Below are 21259 nucleotides of genomic sequence, written 5' to 3'. Positions count from 1 at the left end.
ACGGCCAAGCCGGACGGGACCGGCCTGGCGACGGCGGCGCTACGCGAAGTGGTCCACCGCATGCTGGTAGCTGTGGGCGGTCAGGGCAGCGGTCTGTTCCCAGCCGAAGGCGGCGGCATGGATCGCCGCGCTGGCCCCGAGGCGGTGGCGGAAGTCCGGGTACTCGTACAGCTCGCGCAGGGCCGAGGCCCAGTCCTGTGCCGCGTGCCCGTCCACCAGCAGCCCGGTAACGCCGTGGCTGACCGCCGAGGGCAGGCCCCCGACGTTGGTGGCGACCACCGGTGTACCGCAGGCCTGTGCCTCAAGCGCCACGAGGCCGAAAGACTCGCTATAGGAGGGCACTGCCACCACGTCGGCGCTGCGGAAGTGCTCGGCCAGGTCGGCAGCGCCCACCGGCGGCAGCAGCCGGACCGTCTCCTCCAGGCCGAGCTGGTGGATCAGCGGTCCCAGGTCCAGCTTGCTCGCGCCGCTGGCTTCACCGATGACGGTGATCTGCAGGCGCATGTCCGGGCAGAGCTCCTTCAGCCGCGCCGCGGCGTGAACCAATACCTGCGGCCCCTTCAGTGCTTGGATCCGCCCGGCGAAGCAGATGTGGAAAACGTCCAGGGCGATGCCTGCGCTGCGCCGCGCCGCGTCCCGGCCTTCCGGCGTGAAGTTCGACAGATCCACACCGGGCGGAACCACATCGATCTTGTCTCCGGCGGACCCGTACAGCTCCTTGAGCTCGGTGGCCTCAGTGAGCGTGTTGGCTATGAGGCGGGCCGCGCCGTCAGCGACGTCCTGTTCACCGGCGATCCTGATTTGCGGCTCCGGGGATTCGCCGGACTGCAGGTGGCGGTTCTTGACCTTGGCCAAGGTGTGCATCGAATGCACCAGGGGCACCCGCCAATCGCGCTGGAGCTGAAGCCCCACGGCGCCGGAGAGCCAGTAGTGGGAATGGATCACATCGTAGGGTCCGGCGTTGTCGGCGGCCGTGAACCTGCGCAGTTCTGCCTCCAGCCGCGGCAGCAGCCCCGGGAGTTCCTCTTTGGGCACGGTGTCCGCGGGGGCACCGGGCAGGTGGATGACGCGCGCCCCGGGCCGCGGATACTCAACCGGCTCCTGATCCTCCACTGTGGAGCGGGTGAAGACATCAACCTGGGCGCCCATCGCGATGAGTTCCCGGGAAACCGCCCGGACGTAAACGTTCATGCCACCCGCGTCTCCGCCGCCGGGCACGGCCAGCGGCGAGGTATGGAGGGAGAGGACCGCGATTCGGCGCAGGGGGCGCATGGGCTTCCTTCCCTCAGGGCTGGCGGACGTAGCATCAACTTTAGTCGCTGCTGAACCTTCTGCCGGCCGCACGCGTCTGGATCAGTAAACGCGCTCGGGCCGATGAAACGTCACAGCCGGCGCGGCGACGAAAGCCATCGGAGTTAAGGGGAGCACCGCCATGGAGTACGAAGTCAATGGACTGCCGATGCACGTACTGCTGGTCCATGCCACGGTCATCGTAATTCCGGTTGCAGCGCTGTGCACCATTTTGAGCCTGGTCTGGCCGACGGCGCGGCGACGGCTGGGCATTGTGACGCCGCTGATAGCCCTGGCCGCCCTGGTGCTGGTCCCGATCACCCAGCAGGCCGGCGAGTGGCTGCTGGAGCGGATCGATGAAACCCGGCTGGTCCAGGAGCACGAAGCGCTGGGCGAAATGATGCTGCCCTGGGTGATCGGCATCTTTATCGCCGCCCTGGGCCAATGGCTGTGGTTCCGCTACGGCGCGACGGCGGCGGCCGGCATCCGCCGCAAGCTCGGCAAGGTCGGGACCTGGGTACTCGCTGCCCTGGCCGTGCTGGCGGTTGCAGCCGTGTGCGTGGGGGCCACGGTCATGATTGTCCAGGTGGGCGAATCCGGTGCCCGTGCCGTGTGGCAAGGCAGCTTCAGCGAGGGCTAGTGCATGGTAAACCGGCGGGCCACTACTGCGGCTGCACCGGGGATGGCCAGGGCGGGCAGCAGCAAGCTGTTCCGGGCATCCAGCACCGCTGGCGGAAGCGGCCGCCCGAGCGCCATATTCAGGTGGGCCTGCCAGCCTGCCGTGGCGGCTGCGGCGCGCCGACTGCGGTCGAACACGCGCAATTGTTCGCCGGTGTCCTGTCCTTGAAGTGCCGCGGAAATGATCGGGGCAAGCGCGGCAGCGTCCAGCCACCCCAGGTTCATGCCCTGTCCGCCGATCGGGCTGATTTCATGCGCGGCGTCCCCGATCAGGGCAACGCGGCCGTGGACCATCCGGCGGACCCGCCGCGAGCGCACGGCGAACGAGCTGAGCATCGAATTCGTGGCGACGTCCACGGTCCCGCCGGTGCGCCCGGAGATCAGACCGGCCAGCCTGCCCGGCTCCGGCTCAGGATCCAGCGCGCGGGTCCGGACCACCCAGCGGCGCAGGCCGCCGGGCAGCGGAAAGGACTCGACGATGCCCTCCGGCTCCAGGTAGAGAACGGCGGTGGCTCCGTCGGAGGTGTTGTCGGCGAAGTCGCCCATCAGGTAGGTATCGGGATAGCGCCGCGATGCCACGGGCACCTTCAGAAGGCCCCTGACAGTGGAACGGGCGCCGTCGGCCGCCACGGCCAGCCGGGCGGCGTAGACCTTCTCCCGTCCTGGGTCGGTGCTGCTGCCGGCGCTGCCAGCGGTCCCGCCGCAGCGGCTGACTTCCAGCGTCACCCGGCCCCCGCCGTCGTCAATCCTTTGGGCCGTCCTGCCGTAATGGACCCTGCCGCCGAGCGTGTGCAACTGCTGCTCCAGGATCCGCTCCGTTAGTACCTGGGGCACCGCGAGCACGTACGGATGCGGTCCGGGCACGCATCCGAAGTCCAGGGTGGCGATATCGCGGCCACTGCGCCGCGCCACTCCCTCCCTGATCTGCACACCGGAGGCAATCAGCTTTTCCGCAACGCCGGCTTCGGCCAGGACGGCGAGCGCGGGCGGGTGGATCCCGATCGCACGCGAATGATCACTCCGCCGCCTGCGCTGCTCAAGGATAACGACGTCGAGGCCGCGCTGCCGGAGCAGAATTCCGAGCAGCAGCCCTACTGGACCGGCGCCCACAATGGCAACGTCATGCACGGTTCGGCGGCCTGTAGGTGAGCAGATGGTGGAAGGGCCTCTTGGTGCTGACCGTCCAGCCTGGCGGCACAATCCGGGCAAGTTCGCTGGAGGTGTAGCTGCGGCGGATGGACGTCAACCCGTCCACGCGGATGAAGGAACCGGGGAAGAACGGCCGCGTCCCGACGGAAAAAAGGCCGTACGCCACCGGGCTGCGGCGGATGTCGTTGTGGATGGCGGCGCGGCGGCACAGCCGCTGCGAGTCTGACAGCAGCGCCATCAGCTGGGCGGCATCCAGGTGGTGGAGCAGGTGGTTGGATGTCACCAGGTCAAAGGTGCGCCCCTGCGCCACCAGTTCGGAACTGAGCGCGCGGTGGAACACCAGACCGTCCACCTTCGGCAGGGAGACGGCGAAGGCATGCGCTCGCTCATCCGGGTCGATCGCGGTGATCTCCAGCGGGATGCCGTCGCGGGCGGCCCACTTGGCGATCGCCCGGGGAATGTCGCCGCCGCCCGAGCCGATATCCAGCAAGGTGTTGGGACCGTTCGGCCTCAGCAACGGGCGCAGCTGCCGCCGGTAAACGCCATGCCAGCCCGACACGGCCCAGTTAATGAGCGGAAACTGCCGGTAGGTGCGCTCCAGCTTCCGCTCATCGCAGTCAGGCCGGTCCATCTCCTCGACGGCATCGACCGCCCGCTCGGCCAGAAAACCCACTACTGCTGCCTGCCGCGCCTAGACAGTGGCCGGTTCGCTGGCCGCTGCCCGCGGCGTCGTGAGCGTCGGTGCGCCGCTCTTGGTGAACAGGCCGGTTTCCACGGTGAGCCCCGGGCCGAAGGCCATGGAACAGATCCGTTCGTCGTCTCCGGCGAACGGCGCGTCCATGATGTGCTTGAGCACGAACATCACGGTGGCACTGGACATGTTGCCGTAGTCGCGCAAGGTCTCCCGGGCCGGGACCAGCTGGTGTTCGCGCAGCTGCAGTTTGGCTTCCACCTTGTCCAGGATGCTGCGTCCCCCGGGGTGGATGGCCCAATGCTCGATCTCCTCATAGGGTCGGCCATGAACCGCGGCATCGCGGGCCAGCAGGGGTTCCAGCGCGCCGACGATATGCTCGTCGATGATGTGCGGTACATAGGTGCCCAGCACCATTTCGAAGCCCTCATCGCCAATGTTCCAGGCCATGGATTCCTCGCCGACAGGGGTCAGTACCGTCTCGAAATGATCGAGCACAATACCAGGGGACGACAACGCCAGGTCCCGGGCGGTGACAATCGCCGCGGCGGCGCCGTCGGCGAACAGGGACGAACCCATGATGGTATCCGGGTCATTGGAGGTGCGTACGTGCAGCGTGCACAGTTCCGCGGTCACCACAAGGACAACTGCGTTCGGATCGGCCTCGCAGAAGGATTTCGCGGCTCGCAAGGCGGGAAAAGCTGCATAGCAGCCCATGAAGCCTAGATGGTAGCGCTGGACGGCTGGGCTAAGCCCGAGAGCCCGCACTACCTTGTAATCGGGTCCGGGATTGAAGAATCCCGTGCAGGAAACCGTTATCACGTGGGTCACGTCGGCGGCGGAGATCTCCGGACAGGAGGCCAGGGCTTTGGTCGCCGCCTCGATGAATAGCGGAGTGGCTGCATCCGCAAACTTGTCGTTGCGGACCTTCGTACTGGGACTCAGGATGAGCCGGTTCTCCGGGTCGAAGAAGACCGGACTGTCGGTGCGGCACTCCAAAGTCAGTTCTTCTACCGCCGTATAGCGCGTCTCGATACCGGAATAGTCAAAAGACGTACCCACCAGCCTCTGGCCCAGGCGGGTCAGACCGGGCTGGGCTGCGAAGACGTCGCGCACCTGGGACTGGACCAGAACGGTTTCGGGAACGGCGGTTTCAAGGGACCTCATGGTGACCGGCATAGTTCATTCTTAGAGGAGCCAGGTCCGGAAAACAATGGCTTGGTGCCGATCAGCTCCCGTCCTCACAGACGACATCGTTGTTCGCGACCTCGTGCTGGCGCCCGCCGTGGCATGCAGTCGATGGCCCCTGTCACACCTTGCCAACGCTCCTTGTCACCTCCGGGTATCGGTCATACGGTGGAGGAAACGCCACGAACTGAACAACCGCCGGCATGGATTACGGAACCGATTGCCAGGGATGGGAAGTGCAATGACTACCAACCGGAACCGCAGGGAGCGCTATGCCGACCGGCGGGACGCCGGCAGGACGCTGGCCGCGGAACTGGGTTCCTATGGCGGACGCCGGGATGTTTTGGTACTCGGCCTGCCGCGGGGCGGCGTCCCCGTAGCTGCGGTCATCGCCGAAACCCTGGAGGCTCCGCTGGATGTAGTCCTGGTCCGCAAGATCGGCGTTCCAGGTCATCAGGAGGTCGCCATGGGCGCCATCGCATCGGTGGCCGGTTCCATCGACACCGTGCGCAATGAGGACGTCCTGGCCAAATTCGCCAAGCGCTTCGGTGACTCGGGCGCCTTCGACCACGTTGCTGCAAAGGAACGGGCGGAACTGGACCGCAGGGAGCGCGTTTACCGCGCAGACAGGCCGCCGCTGGACGTCGTCGGCCGGACCCTCATTGTGGTGGATGACGGACTGGCTACCGGTGCCACCATGCGGGCGGCGATCACCGTGCTGCGCGAACAATCGCCGGCGCGCATCGTGGCAGCTGTTCCCGTCGGACTCAGCGGCACCTGCAAGGATGTTGGCAGGATCGCCGATGAAGTGGTGTGCCCTTGGAACCCGCAGGATCTGGTCGCCGTCGGCCAAGCCTATGACCATTTCGATCAGGTGGATGACGCCGAAGTCATCAACCTCCTCGCGAAATACCAGCGGCCGGCGCAAGCCGGTTGAGCAGACGTTGGGGGCATTACAGACCGCGGCGGGCAACTCGCCTGCCAACGGAGAAGGGACGGCACAATGACAGCCAAGAATGTATTCGTACTTGCACTGACTGATGTTCAGCGGGGGGAACTGGAAACTGTCAACGGCGCCGAAAACTACGCATTCCGCAACCTGCTCGACTACGAGAGTGTAGTAAACACTCCCGATATCGATTTCGAAGGCCTCCTAGCCCAAGCGCGACGTGAATTGCAGGAATTCGATGGGCCTGTAGATGCCATCGTGACGCACTGGGACTTCCCGGCCAGCGTGATTGGGCCGTTGCTGGCGAAGGAACACGGACTGCCTGCACCCTCGTTGGAGAGCCTGCTCAAATGCGAGCACAAGTACTGGAGCCGGCTCGAGCAAAAAGCCTCGATACCCGAATGCGTTCCGCAGTTCGCCTCTTTCGACCCGTTCGACGACGACGCACTGTCGAAGATCGACATCGATTACCCATTCTGGGTCAAACCGGTGAAATCGCACTCCTCGAACCTCGGCTTCGAAATCCAGAACGAGGACCAATTCAGGGAAGCTGTCCAGGAAATCCGCGACCAAATAGAACAGATTGGCGACGCCTTCAACGACGTACTCGCCATGGTGGACCTGCCGCCGGAACTGAAGAACGCGGATGGCAACACCTGCCTGGCCGAGGGGTTCATTTCCGGCATCCAGGCCGCCCCTGAAGGAACGATGTTCGGCGGAAAATTCCAGGTCCATGGTGTTTTCGACATGCACAAGGATGAAGCAGGGACGAGCTTTGAACGGCTCGATTATCCGGCCAACAGCGTCCCGGAGAGCGTACAGCAGCGCATGATCGACCTCACCGAGCGCTACATGCACCATGTCGGTTTTGACAACGGTTGCTTCAACGCCGAATTCATGTGGGACGAAGCCGAGGACAAGCTGTGGCTCGTGGAAATCAACACCCGTATCTCACAGTCCCACAGCGACCTCTTTGCGAAGGTGGACGGCGTCTCCAACCACGAAGTAGCTATCGACATTGCGCTGGGCCACGAACCGAAGATGCCGCGCCGCAAGGGCAACTTCGCCGTCGCATCACAATGCATGATCTTCCACGACGAGGATGCCATCGTGACGCGCGTACCCAGCGCCGAAGATAAGGCCGCTATCCGGGAACGCTACCCGGAAACAACCGTGACCCTGCAAGTCAAGGAAGGGGAGAAGCTCTCGGACCTGCCCGGCCAGGACAGCTACCGCTACATCCTGGGCAAGCTTTACATCGGCGCCGACAACCGGGAGCAGCTGGTGGAACGGTACAACGCCATCCTGTCCGAGTTGCCGTTTGAGTTCGCACCGGTAGATCAGACCGCCGGCCAGGAGGGAGCCGCATGAAGACCATCACCGAGTTTCCCCACGAAGTACGGGTCATCGAAAACACCTTCATTCCCATGCGCGACGGCGCCCAGTTAGCAGCCCGGATCTGGCTGCCGGTCGACGCCGAGGAGCTTCCCGTTCCGGCCGTGCTGGAATACCTTCCTTACCGTAAACGGGACAGCACGCGCGGCCGGGACGCCATAAACCATCCCTACATTGCGGGGCACGGTTACGTCGCGGTCCGCGTGGACATGCGGGGCAGCGGCGACTCCGACGGCGTCGTCGTGGATGAATACCGGCCACAGGAACATGAGGACGCTGAGGACGTCATTGCCTGGCTCGCAGAACAGCAGTGGTGCGACGGGAACGTAGGCATGATGGGCATTTCCTGGGGTGGTTTCAACAGCCTGCAGATTGCCGCCCGCAGACCGCCGGCGTTGAAAGCGATCATCAGTGCCTCCGCTACCGATGACCTGTACGTGGACAACATGCACTACATGGGCGGCTGCCTGCTGGCTGACAACCTGTCGGAAGCCACCGTCATGTTCGCCTTCAACTCGCTGCCGCCGGATCCGGCCATCGTGGGGGACCGCTGGCGCGACATGTGGCACGAACGCCTCGCCGGCAGCGGGCTCTGGCTTGAAACCTGGCTCGAACACCAGCGCCGCGACGATTACTGGAAACCTGCCTCGGTCTGCGAAGACTACGGCGATGTCCAGGTTCCAGTGATGGCCGTAGGCGGTTGGGCCGACGGCTACACGAACGCCATTTTCCGCTTGATGGAGAACCTGGATGTGCCGCGCAAGGGCCTGATCGGTCCGTGGGGACACAAATATCCCCACATCGGTATTCCCGGCCCGGCCATCGGCTTCCTCCAGGAAGTCGTGCGGTGGTGGGACCATTGGCTCAAGGGCAAGGACACCGGCCTCATGGAGGAGCCGATGCTGCGTGCCTGGATGCAGGACAGCGTCTCTCCGGAGCCGTCCTACGCAGACCGTCCCGGCCGCTGGGTCGCCGAGGACAGCTGGCCCTCGCCGGCCATTGAAAAACGCCGCTACCATCTGGGCCGCCATGGTATCGAGCAAGGTGACGCCAAGGACGAACCGGGCCACGAAGTCACGCTGCAATCACCCTTGAGCGTGGGTATGTTCGCCGGCAAATGGGCCTCGTACGCAGCCACCCCCGATCTTCCGTTCGACCAGCGCGAGGAAGACGGCGGAGCACTCGTTTACGAGACCGATCCGCTGCGGGAAACGATGGAGATCTTCGGGCTGCCCTCGGTCACCTTCGAAGTCTCCGCAGACAAGCCCGTCGCGATGCTTGCGGTCCGCCTGTCCGATGTGGCGCCGAACGGCGAAGCTACGCGGTTCACCTACGGTCTGCTCAACCTCACCCACCGAGACGGCAGCGAAAACCCGCAGCCGCTGGAACCGGGCCGCAAGTACCAGGTGGAAATCCAGTTGAACGGGATCGCACAGACCATCCCAGCGGGTCACCGGCTCCGGCTCTCGGTGTCCACGTCATACTGGCCCTTGGCCTGGCCGTCGCCGGAGGCAGCCATGGTGACGCTGACGACCGGCGCAAGCACCCTCACCCTGCCGGTCCGCCCCCCGCGGCCGGAGGATGCCGCCCTCCGGGAATTCGGCGAGCCCGAAGCGGCGCCGGACCTAGAAATCACCCCGTTGACACCGGGCGAGCACCACTGGCGTGTTTCCCGCGATCTGGTCACAAATGTGTCGACCCTGGAGGTGGCCAACGACCAAGGCAGCTTCCGGATCGACGAAACGGACACCATAGTCCGGCGCAGCACCAACGAGTGGTACAGCTTCCGCTGGAACGAGGTAAATTCCGTACGCGGCGAAACCCGGACGGTCCGCCGCTTCGAGCGCGATGACTGGAGGGTGGAAATAGTGACCCGGACGGTGTTGACGTCAACACCGACGGACTTCCACATCAGCGCACAGCTCGATGCCTATGAACTCGATACCCAGCGCGGGAATCCCCGTGTCTACTCCGAGAACTGGCAGCGTGCGATACCCAGAGACCTGGTTTAGGACGACGAAGGGCAGGATCATGAGAAGTATGGAAGAGCAGGAAAGCAGCGTTCCGAATGTGGAGCCGCCGGTGAAAGAGGGCAGGTCTTCGCAGGACAAAGCGGACAGGGTCAACCCCGATCCGGAGACGGAGAACATCACCGGTCTGGAACCCGGCGGGGGAGTCCCGCCCGGGGAAACTCCTCCCGCAGAGGACCAGATGAGCTCGGACCAAGGCCATGAGGAGTAGCAGGCTATGAAAAACAAACTCATTTTCGGAGCCGGGCTCGCGGCAGGGTTCGTCCTCGGGTCACGTTCGGGCCGTGGCAGTTACGAGCAACTGAGGGACGCCGCGCAGGAGTTGTGGACCAGCAATATTTCCAGGAACGCAGGCCAAAAGGATCCGGTGCGGAGCGGTTCGTCAACGGGCTCGCGGGCGGGACGCCGCGCTTCGACCGGGAATGCGTGGAACAGCGACGCCGGTGCTTCTTCCGTGCGGACCGGAGCAGCAGGCTCCGGCGCCGCGGACGCCGGGGCTGCTGCGGCGGCAGGGCGGCCGGAAACAAGGCGGGATGTCTCATCCGACCCGGCGATGGATGACCGTCCGGGCGGAGAATGGGCAGGCGAAGGCGGTGCGCTCGCGGACGGACCCGCCACCGGTACCGATCCCGAGGAGAATCTGGGCCACTCCTGAGCGGCTGATGCCGGCCCCTGCGGCCAGAACCCTGCGGCCGGGCAGTCCGCCGACTGTCCGGCCTGCGGCTGCCCGAAGTAGAGACGCTGGCAGATTCGGGCGCACCGGCTGAGGTTTCAGCCAGCTTCCCTATGCTCCGACAGATCAGGCCCCTGCTGCATGTCCCGTTGTCCCTGTTCGGGCGACGGCAGATCGGGCAACCCGGCCAGGTGAATGTGGCCTACTTTGAGCCGGCCGCCGCGGAAGTTGCCCGCGGGAACGGCCAGCGCCACCACAAAGCGGGCGCCGTCGTCGTCCCTTGACGTAATAGTCAGGCTTCTGGTTCCGGCGGGAACGGACGGCGTAAAGACCTGCAGGTGGCGGGAACCGATGCTTGCGCTGCTTTCCAGCGAATACTCGGTGCCGAAGTGGTCCTGAACGGCAATCCGTGGCTGCGGAGGCTGCGAACCGTTGGCGGGCGGCAGTTGCAGGTTGACCACGATGCCGGTGCTCCAGATCTCTACGCACAACACGGTGAATTCCGTGACCGCGGTCTGGTGCCGGCCGAACTTCTGGGGCAGCAATACATATTGAAGGGAGCCGCCGGGTATTGGATCTTTCATCGTGTGTCCTTCCTGCAGGCCCCCGCAGAAACTAATTGACTAGAGCATTCCATTTTAGTAAGGCTGCTGCTGATTTGTCAGCAAATTCGGGCACACGATCCTGAGGCACCTCGACAAGGCCTAATCGCGGTGCTAGACAAAGGGGCAACGGCACGGAGCCGGACGGAGTGACCATGCGCGTAGCCGATACCGCCGTTTCCGCGGCAGGAGAGGAATGAACCGACCGTGACCGACACTTTTGACCAGTTCAAGCCCGCACCGGACGCTAACTGGTGGCGGCAGGCAGCTGTTTACCAGATCTACCCGCGAAGCTTCGCCGATGCAGATGGCGACGGACTGGGCGATATCCGTGGCATCACCGCCAAAATTCCCTATCTGGCGGCGCTGGGCATCGACGCCGTGTGGCTCAGCCCGTTCTACCCGTCGCCGCTGGCGGACGGCGGCTATGACGTGTCCGATTACCGCGATGTGGACCCGCGTCTGGGCACGTTGGAGGACTTTGATGAAATGGTTGCGGCGCTGCATGCCGCGCAGATCAAGCTGATCGCGGACATCGTGCCCAACCATTCCTCCGATCAGCACGAATGGTTCCAGCAGGCGCTGGCCGCCGGGAAGGGATCACCCGAACGGGAGCGGTACATCTTCCGCGATGGTCTCGGTGCCGACGGCGGAAAGCCGCCCTCGGACTGGGTTTCCCACTTCGGCGGCAGCGCCTGGACCCGGATCACCGAGCCTTCCGGCGAGCCCGGCCAGTGGTATCTGCATCTCTTCGCCAAGGAACAGCCGGACTGGAACTGGGAGAATCCGGAAATCCGCGAAGACTTCCTGAAAACGCTCCGGTTCTGGTCGGACCGCGGGGTCGATGGCTTCCGCGTGGACGTGGCCCATGCCCTCGCCAAGGACATGAGCGAACCGCTGCGCAGCAAACCGAGCGTGGCGGACGAACTCACCCCGGTGGACGGCAAGGATCCGCTCTTCGACCGGGACGAGGTCCACGACATCTACGCCGAATGGCGCAAGGTCTTCAACGAGTATGATCCGCCCCGCACCGCGGTTGCGGAGGCCTGGGTTCCCGCGTCGCGCCGGATGGCGTACGCGAGCCCGGAAGGACTGGGACAGGCCTTCAACTTCGATCTGCTGCGCGCGGACTGGGACGTGGGGCAGTTCCGCTCCATCATCACCAACAACTTGTCCCAGGCGGAAGAATCAGGCGCGTCCTCAACCTGGGTTTTCTCAAACCACGACGTCGTACGCCATCCGTCACGCTATGGGTTGCCGGCCGGTCTGGACTATGGCCCATGGCTCATGGCGGACGGCTCCGAACCTGAGGTGGATCAGATGACAGGGCTCCGCCGTGCCCGTGCCGCGACCCTCCTGATGCTTGCCCTGCCGGGATCGGCCTATCTGTACCAAGGCGAGGAACTGGGCCTGTTCGAGGTGCCGGATCTGCCGGCGGCGACCTTGCAGGATCCCATTTGGCACCGAACCGGACATCAGCGCAAGGGCCGCGACGGCTGTCGTGTCCCGCTGCCGTGGACCCAGGAGGGGGAATCCTTCGGGTTCGGGACCAACGGAGCCCACCTGCCGCAGCCGGCCTGGTTCGGCGGACTCTCCGTCGAAGCACAGGACGGCATCGCGGGATCCACGCTGGAGTTCTATCGGCATGCCCTGAAGCTGCGGGGGCAACTGCAGAGCTATGAGGACTTGGAGTGGATCGGCGGGACCGGCGGATCGACGCTGCATTTCAGCCGTCCCGGCCAATGGCAGTCGATCACGAACTTTGGCCGTGAACCGCTGGCCCTGCCGCCGGGCAAGGTTCTCATCAGCAGTTCGAAGCTGGCGGCAGGTCAACTGCCCCCGGATACGACCGCGTGGCTCGCCGGATCCGTTCAGGAGGGTTGAGGGCCGGGAGTGGGTTCAAATCCGCTTCGGTCAGTGGTAGACAGTAAGTATCCTTAGTAAAGCCTACGATCGGGAGTTGATACGGATGCTGACAGCACGCGAAATCATGACAGGCGGCGCCGAGTGCATTGGCGAGAATGAAACTTTGGAGCAGGCCGCCAAGAAGATGCTGGACCTGGACGTGGGTTCGCTGCCGATCTGCGGTGAAGACAACCGGCTCAAGGGCGTTGTGACCGACCGGGACATCGTGGTGAAGTGCCTGGCCAAGGGCGGCGATCCGCGGAGTGTGAAGGCGGGGGAACTGGGTGAAGGCAAACCGGTGACCATTGGCGCGGACGACAGCATCGAAGAGGCCATCAAGACGATGCAGGAGCATCAGGTCCGGCGGCTGCCCGTGATCGACGGCCACGACCTCGTGGGCATGCTCAGCCAGGCAGACGTTGCCCGCAACTACCCCGAGGACAGGGTCGGGGAACTCGTCGAGTTCATCTCCTACTAGGCCTCAGGAGGAAACGGATGCCGCAGCGTCTCGTTGCCGATGCCATTGTCGAACGGCTCGAGGCGTGGGCGGTACCGCGCGTCTTCGGTTACAGCGGCGACGGCATCAATAGTTTCATGGGCGCGCTCCGGCGGGCCGGAACAGTGGAATTCGTCCAGGCCCGTCATGAGGAAAACGCGGCCTTCATGGCGGTGGGCCACGCGAAATACAGCGGCGGCGTGGGCGTGGTGACCTCAACCCAGGGACCAGGGGCGGTCCACCTGCTCAACGGCCTCTACGACGCGAAGCTGGACAGCGTTCCCGTGGTGGCCATTATCGGGCAGCAGTCGCGCAGCGTGCTCGGCTCCGGCTACATGCAGGAAGTCGATCTGATGGACCTGACCAAGGACGTGGCCTCGGCATTCCGCCAGCAGGTCAACACACCGGAAGCGCTGCCGATGGTGCTTGACCGGGCTTTCAAAGCCGCGCTCGCAAACAGGGCCCCCGCCGTCGTTATTGTTCCCCATGACGTGCAGAAGATGCCGGCACCACAACTGGAGCACGAGCACGGCATTATTGCGACGGCCCCGCGCTGGGAGCAGTCCGCCAGCCTGCCCGTGGACGATGACCTTAAGGCGGCAGCGGAGGTGCTCAATGCCGGCAGCAAAGTGGCGCTGCTCGTAGGGCAGGGCGCCCGGCACGCCTGGCAAGAGGTTGCCGCGATGGCCGCACGTCTCGGGGCCGGCATCACCACGAGCCTGCTGGGCAAACCATACGTGGACGAGTCGCTGCCGCATGTTGCCGGCACCATGGGGCATTTGGGTACCAGCGCCAGCGGGCAGGTGCTCGGCGGGTGCGACACGCTGCTGATCATTGGTTCCAATGACCCCTGGACCGAGTTTTACCCACCGCCGGGGGCGGCACGCGCCGTACAAATCGACACGGACTCCGGCGCCATTGGCAACCGGTACCCGGTGGAGGTGCCGCTGCCCGGGGATGCGTCCCGGAGCCTGCAAGCGCTGCTGCCCCTGCTGGAAGACAAGCGGGATCTGCCGTGGCGGGGCCAGGTGGAGCGGTGGGTCTCGCACTGGCACGAGCTTTCCGCCGAGCGCGCCATGACCAAGGCAAATCCGGTCAATCCGGAGCGGGTGCTGTTTGAGCTGAACAGCAGGTTTCCCGCAGACGGTCGGCTCGCCGTCGATGTTGGCAGCTCGGTCTACTGGTACGCCAGGCAGCTGAGGCTGCCGCTCGGCGTGCCTGCCCACTTATCCAGCACCTTGGCCAGCATGGGCTGTTCGGTGCCGTACGGCATCGCTGCCAAACTCGATCAGCCGGGGAACCCCGTGCTGATCGTCTCAGGTGACGGCGCCATGCAAATGATGGGTATCGCCGAGCTTATAACCGTCAGCAGATTGTGGCAGACCTGGCAGGACCCGCGCTTTGTTATCTGCGTGTTGAATAACCGGGAGCTTGCCGAAGTGACCTGGGAACAGCGCGAGATGGAGGGGGAGCCCCGCTACGAAGCCAGCCAGGCTCTGCCGGACTTCGACTACGCCGGCTATGCAAAACTGCTGGGGTTTGATGGCGAGCGGGTCGATGATCCGGAGCGGATTGGCGCCGCCTGGGATGCCGCACTGGCAGCAGACCGGCCGTACTTGATTGAAGTCGTCACGGATCCGGAAACCCCGCTGCTTCCGCCTTTCCCCGCCGGCGAGCAGAAGGCCGGCTCCATGCTCGAGGCCTTAGGACAGGAGAGCACCGAGTCTGCGGGCCGCGCCCAAAAGCTGCTCCGGACCTATGTCGACCAGGAGAAATCGAACTTCTCCTGAGGATTGCTACGCTGCCTCCGCATCCTGCTTGATGCAAGGTTGCAGGGTGTCAAGAATCCGCCGTACCGCGGTTGCCACGCTGGAGGCCGGGCTAAGGGCCGCCGCTCCGGCCTCGCCGTGTGCATCGACTTGGTCGAACAGTGCGCTCAAGGCCTGTTCCGCTTCCTCCCACCGGGCCGGGATCTCCGATCCGGATTCCCAGGCCTTCAGGATTTCGGCTGTGCCGCGGAGCGCCACACTGACCGGCTGCAGCAGCTCGGTGGGCAGTTCATTCGACAACGGATCCGTGCCGCCATCACTGACGCCGGCAAGGGTGTCAGTGATGTCCTTAACGTGGAACGACACCGATTCCAAGGCCCGAAGGTCGCGGTAGTCCTGCGAAAGATTGCGCCGATGCAGTTTGGCCCGTGGGTTGCCTTTGCGACTCTCATCCGCCTGGTAAACCGCCTCCCTCACATCATGCCCGGCGGTGGAGAGCTCATCATTGTAGCTCGTCCACTTTTCCGGCTCCGGCGGCCACTCCTCGGTCAGCGCGTCAGCCATGCCTTCCAGATGACGTGCCAGCATGGACCGGAAGCGGGACAACTTCAAAACTGCCGCGTTAAAATTCAGTGGTGGCAGGATCACGGCGTTAACCAGCAGCCCGCATCCTACGCCGACCGCCATCTGGACCGCATAGCCAATGGAATAGGACTCGATATCCTGCCCGCCGATGATCAGGACGAAAAGTGCCGCCATCGGAACGTAGTCTTTGCCATGGCCGAGCCAGCGAAGCCCCGAGACCAGGACGGCAACGCCGACCACCAGCGAAATGGTGAGGAGGTTCGGTTCCGCGAACAACACAATGACGCCTGCCAACAGGATCCCGATCAGCAATCCAAGAAGGGTTTGGAACCCGGCCTTGGCCGAGCCCATCAAAGTGGGGTACATACTGACCAGCGCCCCGAGCGGCGCGTAGTACGGATAGTCGTCGACCACGCCCGGCATGTACCCGGCCACAAACCAAGCGATTCCGACGGCAATGGCCGCCTTGATGGCCAGCATTAGCCGCGGAGCTGCCAGCCCGGCCTTCGCCCAGGACAGGGCGCGGTGGACGGAATTGCGCGTTGGCTGCTCCGGGTTCATAGGTTCATGATCACAGCATCGGCTGGACAGCGCCAACCACAGCGGGACCCGCTAACGCCGGGGCAGTTTTTCGCCGGCCTCGACGAGCGCGTCCATCTGGTTGCCGCAGATGGGCCGCGGGCAGGTGCCGTACGGGGTAAAGGCGCTGGGATAGTTGATTGCGCGGTTGAAATCTATGATGACGCTGCCGTCCGGACGCAGCTTCGCGGTGGTGACCTTCCGCCAATCGTAGGTACTGGTGCCGTTAGTGAGATCGTGGAAGTTCAGTGTCAGGCCGCCAAGGGTGCCCGGCTCCGCCACGAGCCGGTGGTTGGCGCCGCGGAGCTCGAAACTGACTTCACCAGGATCGAAATCAAAAATGGGCACACCCTTGAATCCGGTGTAGACGGGGGAGTCGAGGTCGCGGGTGCGGATGGCATAGCGGTCTGCGCGGACCGCGAGTTCCACCACGATGTTGCCGAACCGCACCCTGTTCAGCGACTCCTGCACACGGACTAACGCGAAGCGACAAAGGTGGACATGCCTACCTGCCCGAGGTCGGCGGTAGCACCGGCGAGAACCAGCACAACGTAGAGGCTGACCGGAATCAGCAGCAGCCACTCCCGCCAGGAACCTGCATTCCCAAGAATCGGTAGGGCAAAGTATCCGTTGGGACGCCAGATCCAGCGTAAAATGGGAATTCGTCGCCAGGCCTTGGGCGGTTTGATCCGCAGCGGCCAGGCCAAGTTCACTCCGCCTGTTGTCGCCATGTCACCGAGGATGTGCATGATGACCCCAATGCCCATCGCCAGCGGAAACCAGTTCTGTTGTTCGGGGGCGAAAAAGGTGATGAATCCAGCCACGAAGATTCCGACCGCCCAAGGGGTCTTCTTCAACCGGTCAGGTATGAACCTCAGGGCTTTGGCGGCGAAGGCGACCAGCAGGATGCACAGGACGCCGGCAGCCGGGTAGATGGTGCCAAACCGCTCCGTCTCCCATGTCACCAAGCCCGCCATCCAAGCGATCAGGATGAAGACGCACATCCCGATGATGGAATGGGTTCCCTTGCGGTGGCCGCCGGCCAGAGTGCCCACGCCGGCGCAAACAGCATTCGATACAGGCGGAAGCGAATGGGCAATGGTGGCCCGGTGATGGTCCGCGTCCGGAACCAGGGCAGCCCCGGCCGTGACCAGCGCCCCGGAGATGATGCCGATGGGTCCCACATCCAGCAGGCCCATGCCCAGCAGTATCGAATGGCCGCCGAGACCCAGCGGTTCCGCCAAGGGCCCGAGGGAAACTTCGAACTGGGTAGTGAGCGCTATCCAAGCAGCGGCTCCACTGGCGGCGTGATGGGCTCCCAGCATGATGAACAGGTTCCTTTCAATAACTGGTTCCGCCGCCGAAGGTTCGGTTTATCGTTCCAGTAGATCCGACGAATTCTATCGACTCTTACCGTGGCATACCGCACTGACAGAATCTGAAAGGTGCTTGCGCACTAGCCCAGAAGAGACAGAAACGATATGGTAAGCATGCTGATCAATCGCAGGCCTCTACGGTCTTTTCCAACAAAAGGAGACGCAATGAGCACGAAGGTCGAGAAGCAAGTCATGGTGAACGTGCCGGTGAGCACGGTTTATAACCAGTGGACCCAGTTCGAGGAATTTCCCCACTTCATGGGCGGCGTCAAGAGCGTAAAGCAGCTCGGCGATAACCGGCTGGAGTGGGTTGCCGAGATCGGCGGAGTCCGCCGGCAGTGGGAGGCGAGGATTGTTGAGCAGGTGCCGGACCAGAAGATCGCCTGGGCGGCGACCGAGGGCGCCACGAACGCCGGTGCAGTGACATTCGAGGATGTGGGTGGCGGCCAGACATCCGTTCGAATGACGCTCGAATACGAGCCCGAGGGCATCCTGGAGAAAGTGGGCGATAAGCTCAACGTCGTGGAGAAGCAGGCAGAAGCGGACCTGCAAAAATTCAAGGAGTTCATCGAGGCTGAGGGCTACGCCACTGGTGCCTGGCGCGGCTCAATCAATGAAGGCGCCGCAACAGGGACTCCTGGCGTCGAGGACGCTGCCGCATCCCGCGGTGACAGCGGAAAGGCCGGCGTGTCAGGCAAGGTTGCTGCCGCCGGGGTCGGTGTGGCAGCCGCGGCCGCAGCCGGCGTGGCTGCCGCAAAGAAGGACCGTGATGACAAAGACACGACAGTCACGCCCGTAGTGGAACCTGTGGTGGAGACTGCGCCGGTCGTGACAGAGCCGGTCGTCGACACCGGCGCGGCCCTCACCCCGGAAGAGATTGCCGCGAAGTCTGACCGCGTGCGTGAAGACATCGAGGACGACGGCAGGAACCGGGGCGCCGGAATCTAACATGCGATGACAAAGAACGACGGCGGCCTCCCGCCGTCGTCGTTCTTTGTGTCCACGTTGGACGGAGTGTGTGCAGCCCGCGGATCTTGAGCCAATCTTGAGCTAAAGCAGGGCACAGCGTTGAGATTACTCGGCCATCCTTGAAACAGCAGATGGCGAGAGCTGAAGCCGGAGTCCGAATACTGGGGAGTACACGGATCTACAAGGCCAGCTCGTCTCAGCTCATCCGGTGCGGGGCACGGGCAGGCCTTGGGGAGGCTACCCGCCCCGGCACTCGGGACCTGCCGGCTGGATGTCGCGGGCTGTGATTACTGATGCCGTTTCCGCGGCTTGAGGTCTGCGCCGCAGCGTGGACCGCAGGATCAAACCGAACGGCGCCATCAAACGACAGCTACAGATTCCTGTCGAAAGCTTTTGCTGATTTCATGAATGAAACGGTTGCCAGGGGTGACAATGGAGTCGTCGGTAGCTAATGAACGGAGGAAGCAACATGCGCGGAAGCAACCTTGTCTGGACAATCGTTGGCATTTTGTTGGCCATTGCCCTGATTATCTGGATCGTTTCTGTCATCTAGCGCGCAGCGGAGGTCTAGCCGTACGGCGTGGCCACCAGTGCGTTTCAGTTGCGGAACTAGAAGAGCCTCGGCAAGGGCGGGCCGGGGCTTTTCCGCGAAGAGTTGTCCACCGAAGCTTCCCCTGACAGGCACTCCCGCACATCTTGAGCAAATCTTGAGCTAACAGTGCGCGGGCATTGAGCTTGCTCCTTCACTCTAGAACCAGCAGATGGCGAGAGCTGAAGCCGGAGTCCAGCTACTGGGGAGTGCAGGGACATTCGCGGGCGGCTCGTCTCGGCTCGTCCGGTGCGGGGCACGGGCAGGTCCTTGGGGAGGCCGCCCGCCCCGGCACCCGCCTCAGGGCAAGCAATTACGCTGCGGCCGCGATTCCCGGTGTTCCCGGGCTGCTCGCAATTACGGCCGCCCCTCTGCTACCCGACCACATCAAATCATCGGGAAGGGTCCCCGCGGTGGGAGGAGGCGCGCGTCCGGCGAAATCTGCGGAAGCTGTAGATCATTAGGGCAAGGGCGACCACACCGGAGACGATCAAGGTAGATCCCACGATCCAGCTTCCTGGAAGCCACCAACGGTCACCGAATGCCCACCAGTCCGGCATCGGGGGGCCCGAACACCCCACAAGATTCCGGCAGCAATAGCCGCGAGCCCTCCCAAGGCACTGGCAACGATGCGCGGCCACGTCCGCACCTGCTTCTCTGCTATTTTGAGCGCCTCGGCCTTGATCGGCACCAGCAGGCGCTTGGCCCAGGCATAGCGCAGGGACAGAACCACCAATCCGCCGGCGAGGGCAAGAAGCCCCGGTCCAGGCAGTACAAGTGCGGCGAGTCCGACGGCGATGAGGGCCCAGCCGAGTAGTTCGATGCCCGTTCGACGAAGCCAAGACGGAATGACGTCGGTCCTCCCCATGAGCACATCCTGCCACAGCAATGTCATTGGCGAAGCGGGGCGGTTTTCGGCCTATCGTGCCGATAACGGCGCGATAACGGCGCGATAACGGGGCCGGGCGTCCACTGTAAACACATTGCAAACTTGCAGCTTCATGGGGTTCTTTGGGGAGAAAAGCGATGCGCACTGATGCAACCCGCCACCCCCTGGCGACCCTCGTGACCAAGCTCACGGCAGGAGAACGAGGGAGACCATGTCGATTATTAAGGATCCGCACCTGTTCAACGAGCAGAGCCTATTCGTCGACCTGGAAGGGGTGCTTGGCCGCCGCCTCTATCTGAAGATCGAGGGGTTCAACTTCGCCGGCTCGATCAAACTCAAGCCCGCGCGGGAAATGGTCGAGCGGGCCGAGCGGGAGGGGCTGATCGGGCCCGGCTCCACGCTTGTCGAGTCCTCGTCGGGCAACCTCGGCGTCGCGCTCAGCATGATCGCGGCCAGCAAGGGATACCGCTTTGTGTGCGTAGTCGATCCGCGCTGCAATCCGACGACCCGGCAGTTGATGGAGTCGCTCGGGGCACAGGTTGATCTGGTCACCGAACCGGATCCCGTCGACGGGTTCCTTGGGGCCCGGCTCAACCACGTCCGGGAACTGTGCGCGTCCGATGAGCGGTATGTCTGGCTCAACCAGTACGTCAACCCCGGGAACTGGGGCGCGCACTACCGCTGGACGGCCCCCGAAATCGCCGCCGAATTCCCCGACCTCGACGTGCTGTTCGTCGGAGCCGGCACCACGGGCACTCTAATGGGTTGCGCGCGGTACTTCCGCGAGTACCGCCCCGACGTCCGGATCGTCGCTGTCGATGCCGTCGGATCTGTTTCCTTCGGCTGTCCGCCGGCGCCCCGCCTGATTCCCGGCCTCGGCATGAGCGTGCGGCCGCCCCAACTCGACGAGTCCTTGCTCGATGACGTGGTGTTCGTCGAGGAGCCGGACACGGTGCGCGCCTGCCACCGCCTGGCCGCGGGCGGGTTGCTGCTTGGCGGGTCCACCGGGACGGTGGTCCACGGCGCCATGGCATGGCTCGCCGACCACGATGCCCAGGACGTCACCGCGGTGACCATCTCGCCCGACCTGGGCCGCCCATACCTGGAAACCATCTACCAGCCCGACTGGGTGCTCGACCACTTCGGTGCCGAAGCGCTCGCCAGCGCGGGTCAGACGGCAGACCCCGGTCTACAGTCTGACCCGGTGTCGGGGGCACAACTTCCCGCAGCCGGCCCGTTGAAAGACTCCATGGCCGCTGCCTCACTAAGGAGCTACTCGCAGTGAACAAATCCGTGGACACGCTGTCAACGTCGCCAGGTCCCACGATTCGTAACTATTCAGGTCCTCGGCGTGGTTGGTTGATTTTCCCGGCAGGGTCGGGATGCTTGGGGTGTTCGTGACTTTTGATCCCCCGAGGCAGGTTGACGTGCCTGATGTGCCGCCGGTGTCCCCGGTT

At 64.1% G+C, this 21259-nt stretch carries 20 protein-coding genes; 11 read left to right on the top strand and 9 right to left on the bottom strand.

The features are described from left to right. Positions 1–39: 39 nt before the first annotated feature. Positions 40–1272 carry a D-inositol-3-phosphate glycosyltransferase gene (gene mshA, locus HGO92_RS20945; protein WP_169998322.1) on the bottom strand — a complete coding sequence of 411 codons (1233 nt, stop codon included), beginning with the start codon at positions 1270–1272 and terminating at the stop codon, positions 40–42. Positions 1273–1432: 160 nt separating this feature from the next. On the opposite strand from mshA, the gene HGO92_RS20940 reads away from it, so the two are divergent. Further along, complete coding sequence (locus tag HGO92_RS20940; protein WP_169998320.1) at positions 1433–1930, top strand: hypothetical protein; 498 nt, start codon at positions 1433–1435, stop codon at positions 1928–1930. Here the strand turns inward: HGO92_RS20940 and HGO92_RS20935 are convergent. The 3 genes from HGO92_RS20935 to HGO92_RS20925 are packed head-to-tail and all read right to left on the bottom strand — an operon-like array spanning position 1927 to position 4987. Then, complete coding sequence (locus HGO92_RS20935) at positions 1927–3096, bottom strand: FAD-dependent monooxygenase (RefSeq protein ID WP_169998318.1); 1170 nt, start codon at positions 3094–3096, stop codon at positions 1927–1929. The two genes, HGO92_RS20940 and HGO92_RS20935, sit on opposite strands and share 4 nt — an antisense overlap. Then, positions 3089–3790: a methyltransferase domain-containing protein gene (locus HGO92_RS20930; RefSeq protein ID WP_169998316.1), complete on the bottom strand. Its 702-nt coding sequence runs from the start codon at positions 3788–3790 to the stop codon at positions 3089–3091. The genes HGO92_RS20935 and HGO92_RS20930 overlap by 8 nt, the downstream gene beginning before the upstream one ends. A gap of 18 nt (positions 3791–3808) precedes the next feature. Further along, positions 3809–4987, bottom strand: a complete 1179-nt coding sequence (locus tag HGO92_RS20925; RefSeq protein ID WP_169998314.1) for a type III polyketide synthase — start codon at positions 4985–4987, stop codon at positions 3809–3811. Between the two features lie 250 nt (positions 4988–5237). Between HGO92_RS20925 and HGO92_RS20920 the strand changes: the two genes are divergently transcribed. The 5 genes from HGO92_RS20920 to HGO92_RS20900 all read left to right on the top strand — a co-directional run bounded on the left by HGO92_RS20920 (position 5238) and on the right by HGO92_RS20900 (position 10025). Then, complete coding sequence (locus tag HGO92_RS20920; RefSeq protein WP_169998312.1) at positions 5238–5933, top strand: phosphoribosyltransferase; 696 nt, start codon at positions 5238–5240, stop codon at positions 5931–5933. Positions 5934–5999: 66 nt separating this feature from the next. Next, positions 6000–7316 carry an ATP-grasp domain-containing protein gene (locus tag HGO92_RS20915; RefSeq protein WP_169998310.1) on the top strand — a complete coding sequence of 439 codons (1317 nt, stop codon included), beginning with the start codon at positions 6000–6002 and terminating at the stop codon, positions 7314–7316. Beyond that, the gene (locus HGO92_RS20910) at positions 7313–9352 is read left to right on the top strand and encodes a CocE/NonD family hydrolase (RefSeq protein ID WP_169998308.1); all 2040 of its coding nucleotides are present in this window, start codon (positions 7313–7315) and stop codon (positions 9350–9352) included. The genes HGO92_RS20915 and HGO92_RS20910 overlap by 4 nt, the downstream gene beginning before the upstream one ends. 19 nt (positions 9353–9371) lie before the next feature. Next, on the top strand, positions 9372–9581 hold the full coding sequence (locus tag HGO92_RS20905; RefSeq protein ID WP_440915791.1) for a DUF6480 family protein: 210 nt from the start codon (positions 9372–9374) through the stop codon (positions 9579–9581). 6 nt (positions 9582–9587) lie between these two features. Next, positions 9588–10025, top strand: coding sequence for a hypothetical protein (locus HGO92_RS20900; RefSeq protein WP_169998306.1), 438 nt, complete (start codon positions 9588–9590; stop codon positions 10023–10025). A 116-nt stretch (positions 10026–10141) separates the two neighbouring features. On the opposite strand, the gene HGO92_RS20895 is transcribed toward HGO92_RS20900, so the two are convergent. Further along, entirely contained in the window at positions 10142–10627 is a 486-nt protein-coding gene (locus tag HGO92_RS20895) for a hypothetical protein (RefSeq protein WP_205834866.1), read from the bottom strand. A gap of 225 nt (positions 10628–10852) precedes the next feature. Between HGO92_RS20895 and HGO92_RS20890 the strand changes: the two genes are divergently transcribed. The 3 genes from HGO92_RS20890 to HGO92_RS20880 all read left to right on the top strand — a co-directional run bounded on the left by HGO92_RS20890 (position 10853) and on the right by HGO92_RS20880 (position 14836). Then, the gene (locus HGO92_RS20890) at positions 10853–12529 is read left to right on the top strand and encodes an alpha-amylase family glycosyl hydrolase (protein ID WP_169998304.1); all 1677 of its coding nucleotides are present in this window, start codon (positions 10853–10855) and stop codon (positions 12527–12529) included. 85 nt (positions 12530–12614) lie between these two features. Beyond that, on the top strand, positions 12615–13028 hold the full coding sequence (locus tag HGO92_RS20885; RefSeq protein ID WP_169998302.1) for a CBS domain-containing protein: 414 nt from the start codon (positions 12615–12617) through the stop codon (positions 13026–13028). Positions 13029–13045: 17 nt separating this feature from the next. Next, a complete protein-coding gene (locus tag HGO92_RS20880) occupies positions 13046–14836 on the top strand; it encodes a thiamine pyrophosphate-requiring protein (RefSeq protein WP_169998300.1) in 1791 nt (596 codons plus the stop codon). A 6-nt stretch (positions 14837–14842) separates the two neighbouring features. Here the strand turns inward: HGO92_RS20880 and HGO92_RS20875 are convergent, their stop codons facing one another. The 3 genes from HGO92_RS20875 to HGO92_RS23945 are packed head-to-tail and all read right to left on the bottom strand — an operon-like array spanning position 14843 to position 17304. Further along, on the bottom strand, positions 14843–15961 hold the full coding sequence (locus HGO92_RS20875; RefSeq protein WP_169998299.1) for an FUSC family protein: 1119 nt from the start codon (positions 15959–15961) through the stop codon (positions 14843–14845). A gap of 51 nt (positions 15962–16012) precedes the next feature. After that, the gene (locus HGO92_RS20870) at positions 16013–16450 is read right to left on the bottom strand and encodes a DUF1684 domain-containing protein (RefSeq protein WP_346769045.1); all 438 of its coding nucleotides are present in this window, start codon (positions 16448–16450) and stop codon (positions 16013–16015) included. Between the two features lie 5 nt (positions 16451–16455). After that, complete coding sequence (locus HGO92_RS23945; protein WP_240974837.1) at positions 16456–17304, bottom strand: metal-dependent hydrolase; 849 nt, start codon at positions 17302–17304, stop codon at positions 16456–16458. Positions 17305–17520: 216 nt separating this feature from the next. Between HGO92_RS23945 and HGO92_RS20865 the strand changes: the two genes are divergently transcribed. Continuing rightward, the gene (locus tag HGO92_RS20865; protein ID WP_169998297.1) at positions 17521–18303 is read left to right on the top strand and encodes an SRPBCC family protein; all 783 of its coding nucleotides are present in this window, start codon (positions 17521–17523) and stop codon (positions 18301–18303) included. A 1100-nt stretch (positions 18304–19403) separates the two neighbouring features. On the opposite strand, the gene HGO92_RS20860 is transcribed toward HGO92_RS20865, so the two are convergent. Next, positions 19404–19781: a PGPGW domain-containing protein gene (locus HGO92_RS20860; RefSeq protein WP_169998295.1), complete on the bottom strand. Its 378-nt coding sequence runs from the start codon at positions 19779–19781 to the stop codon at positions 19404–19406. Positions 19782–20013: 232 nt separating this feature from the next. Between HGO92_RS20860 and sbnA the strand changes: the two genes are divergently transcribed. Next, positions 20014–21087 carry a 2,3-diaminopropionate biosynthesis protein SbnA gene (gene sbnA / locus HGO92_RS20855; RefSeq protein ID WP_169998293.1) on the top strand — a complete coding sequence of 358 codons (1074 nt, stop codon included), beginning with the start codon at positions 20014–20016 and terminating at the stop codon, positions 21085–21087. Positions 21088–21259 lie beyond the last annotated feature (172 nt).

Origin of the sequence: Crystallibacter degradans, assembly GCF_012952295.1 — a bacterium.
Lineage (GTDB): Bacteria > Actinomycetota > Actinomycetes > Actinomycetales > Micrococcaceae > Crystallibacter > Crystallibacter degradans.
This window is presented reverse-complemented; position numbering and strand designations above follow the sequence as displayed.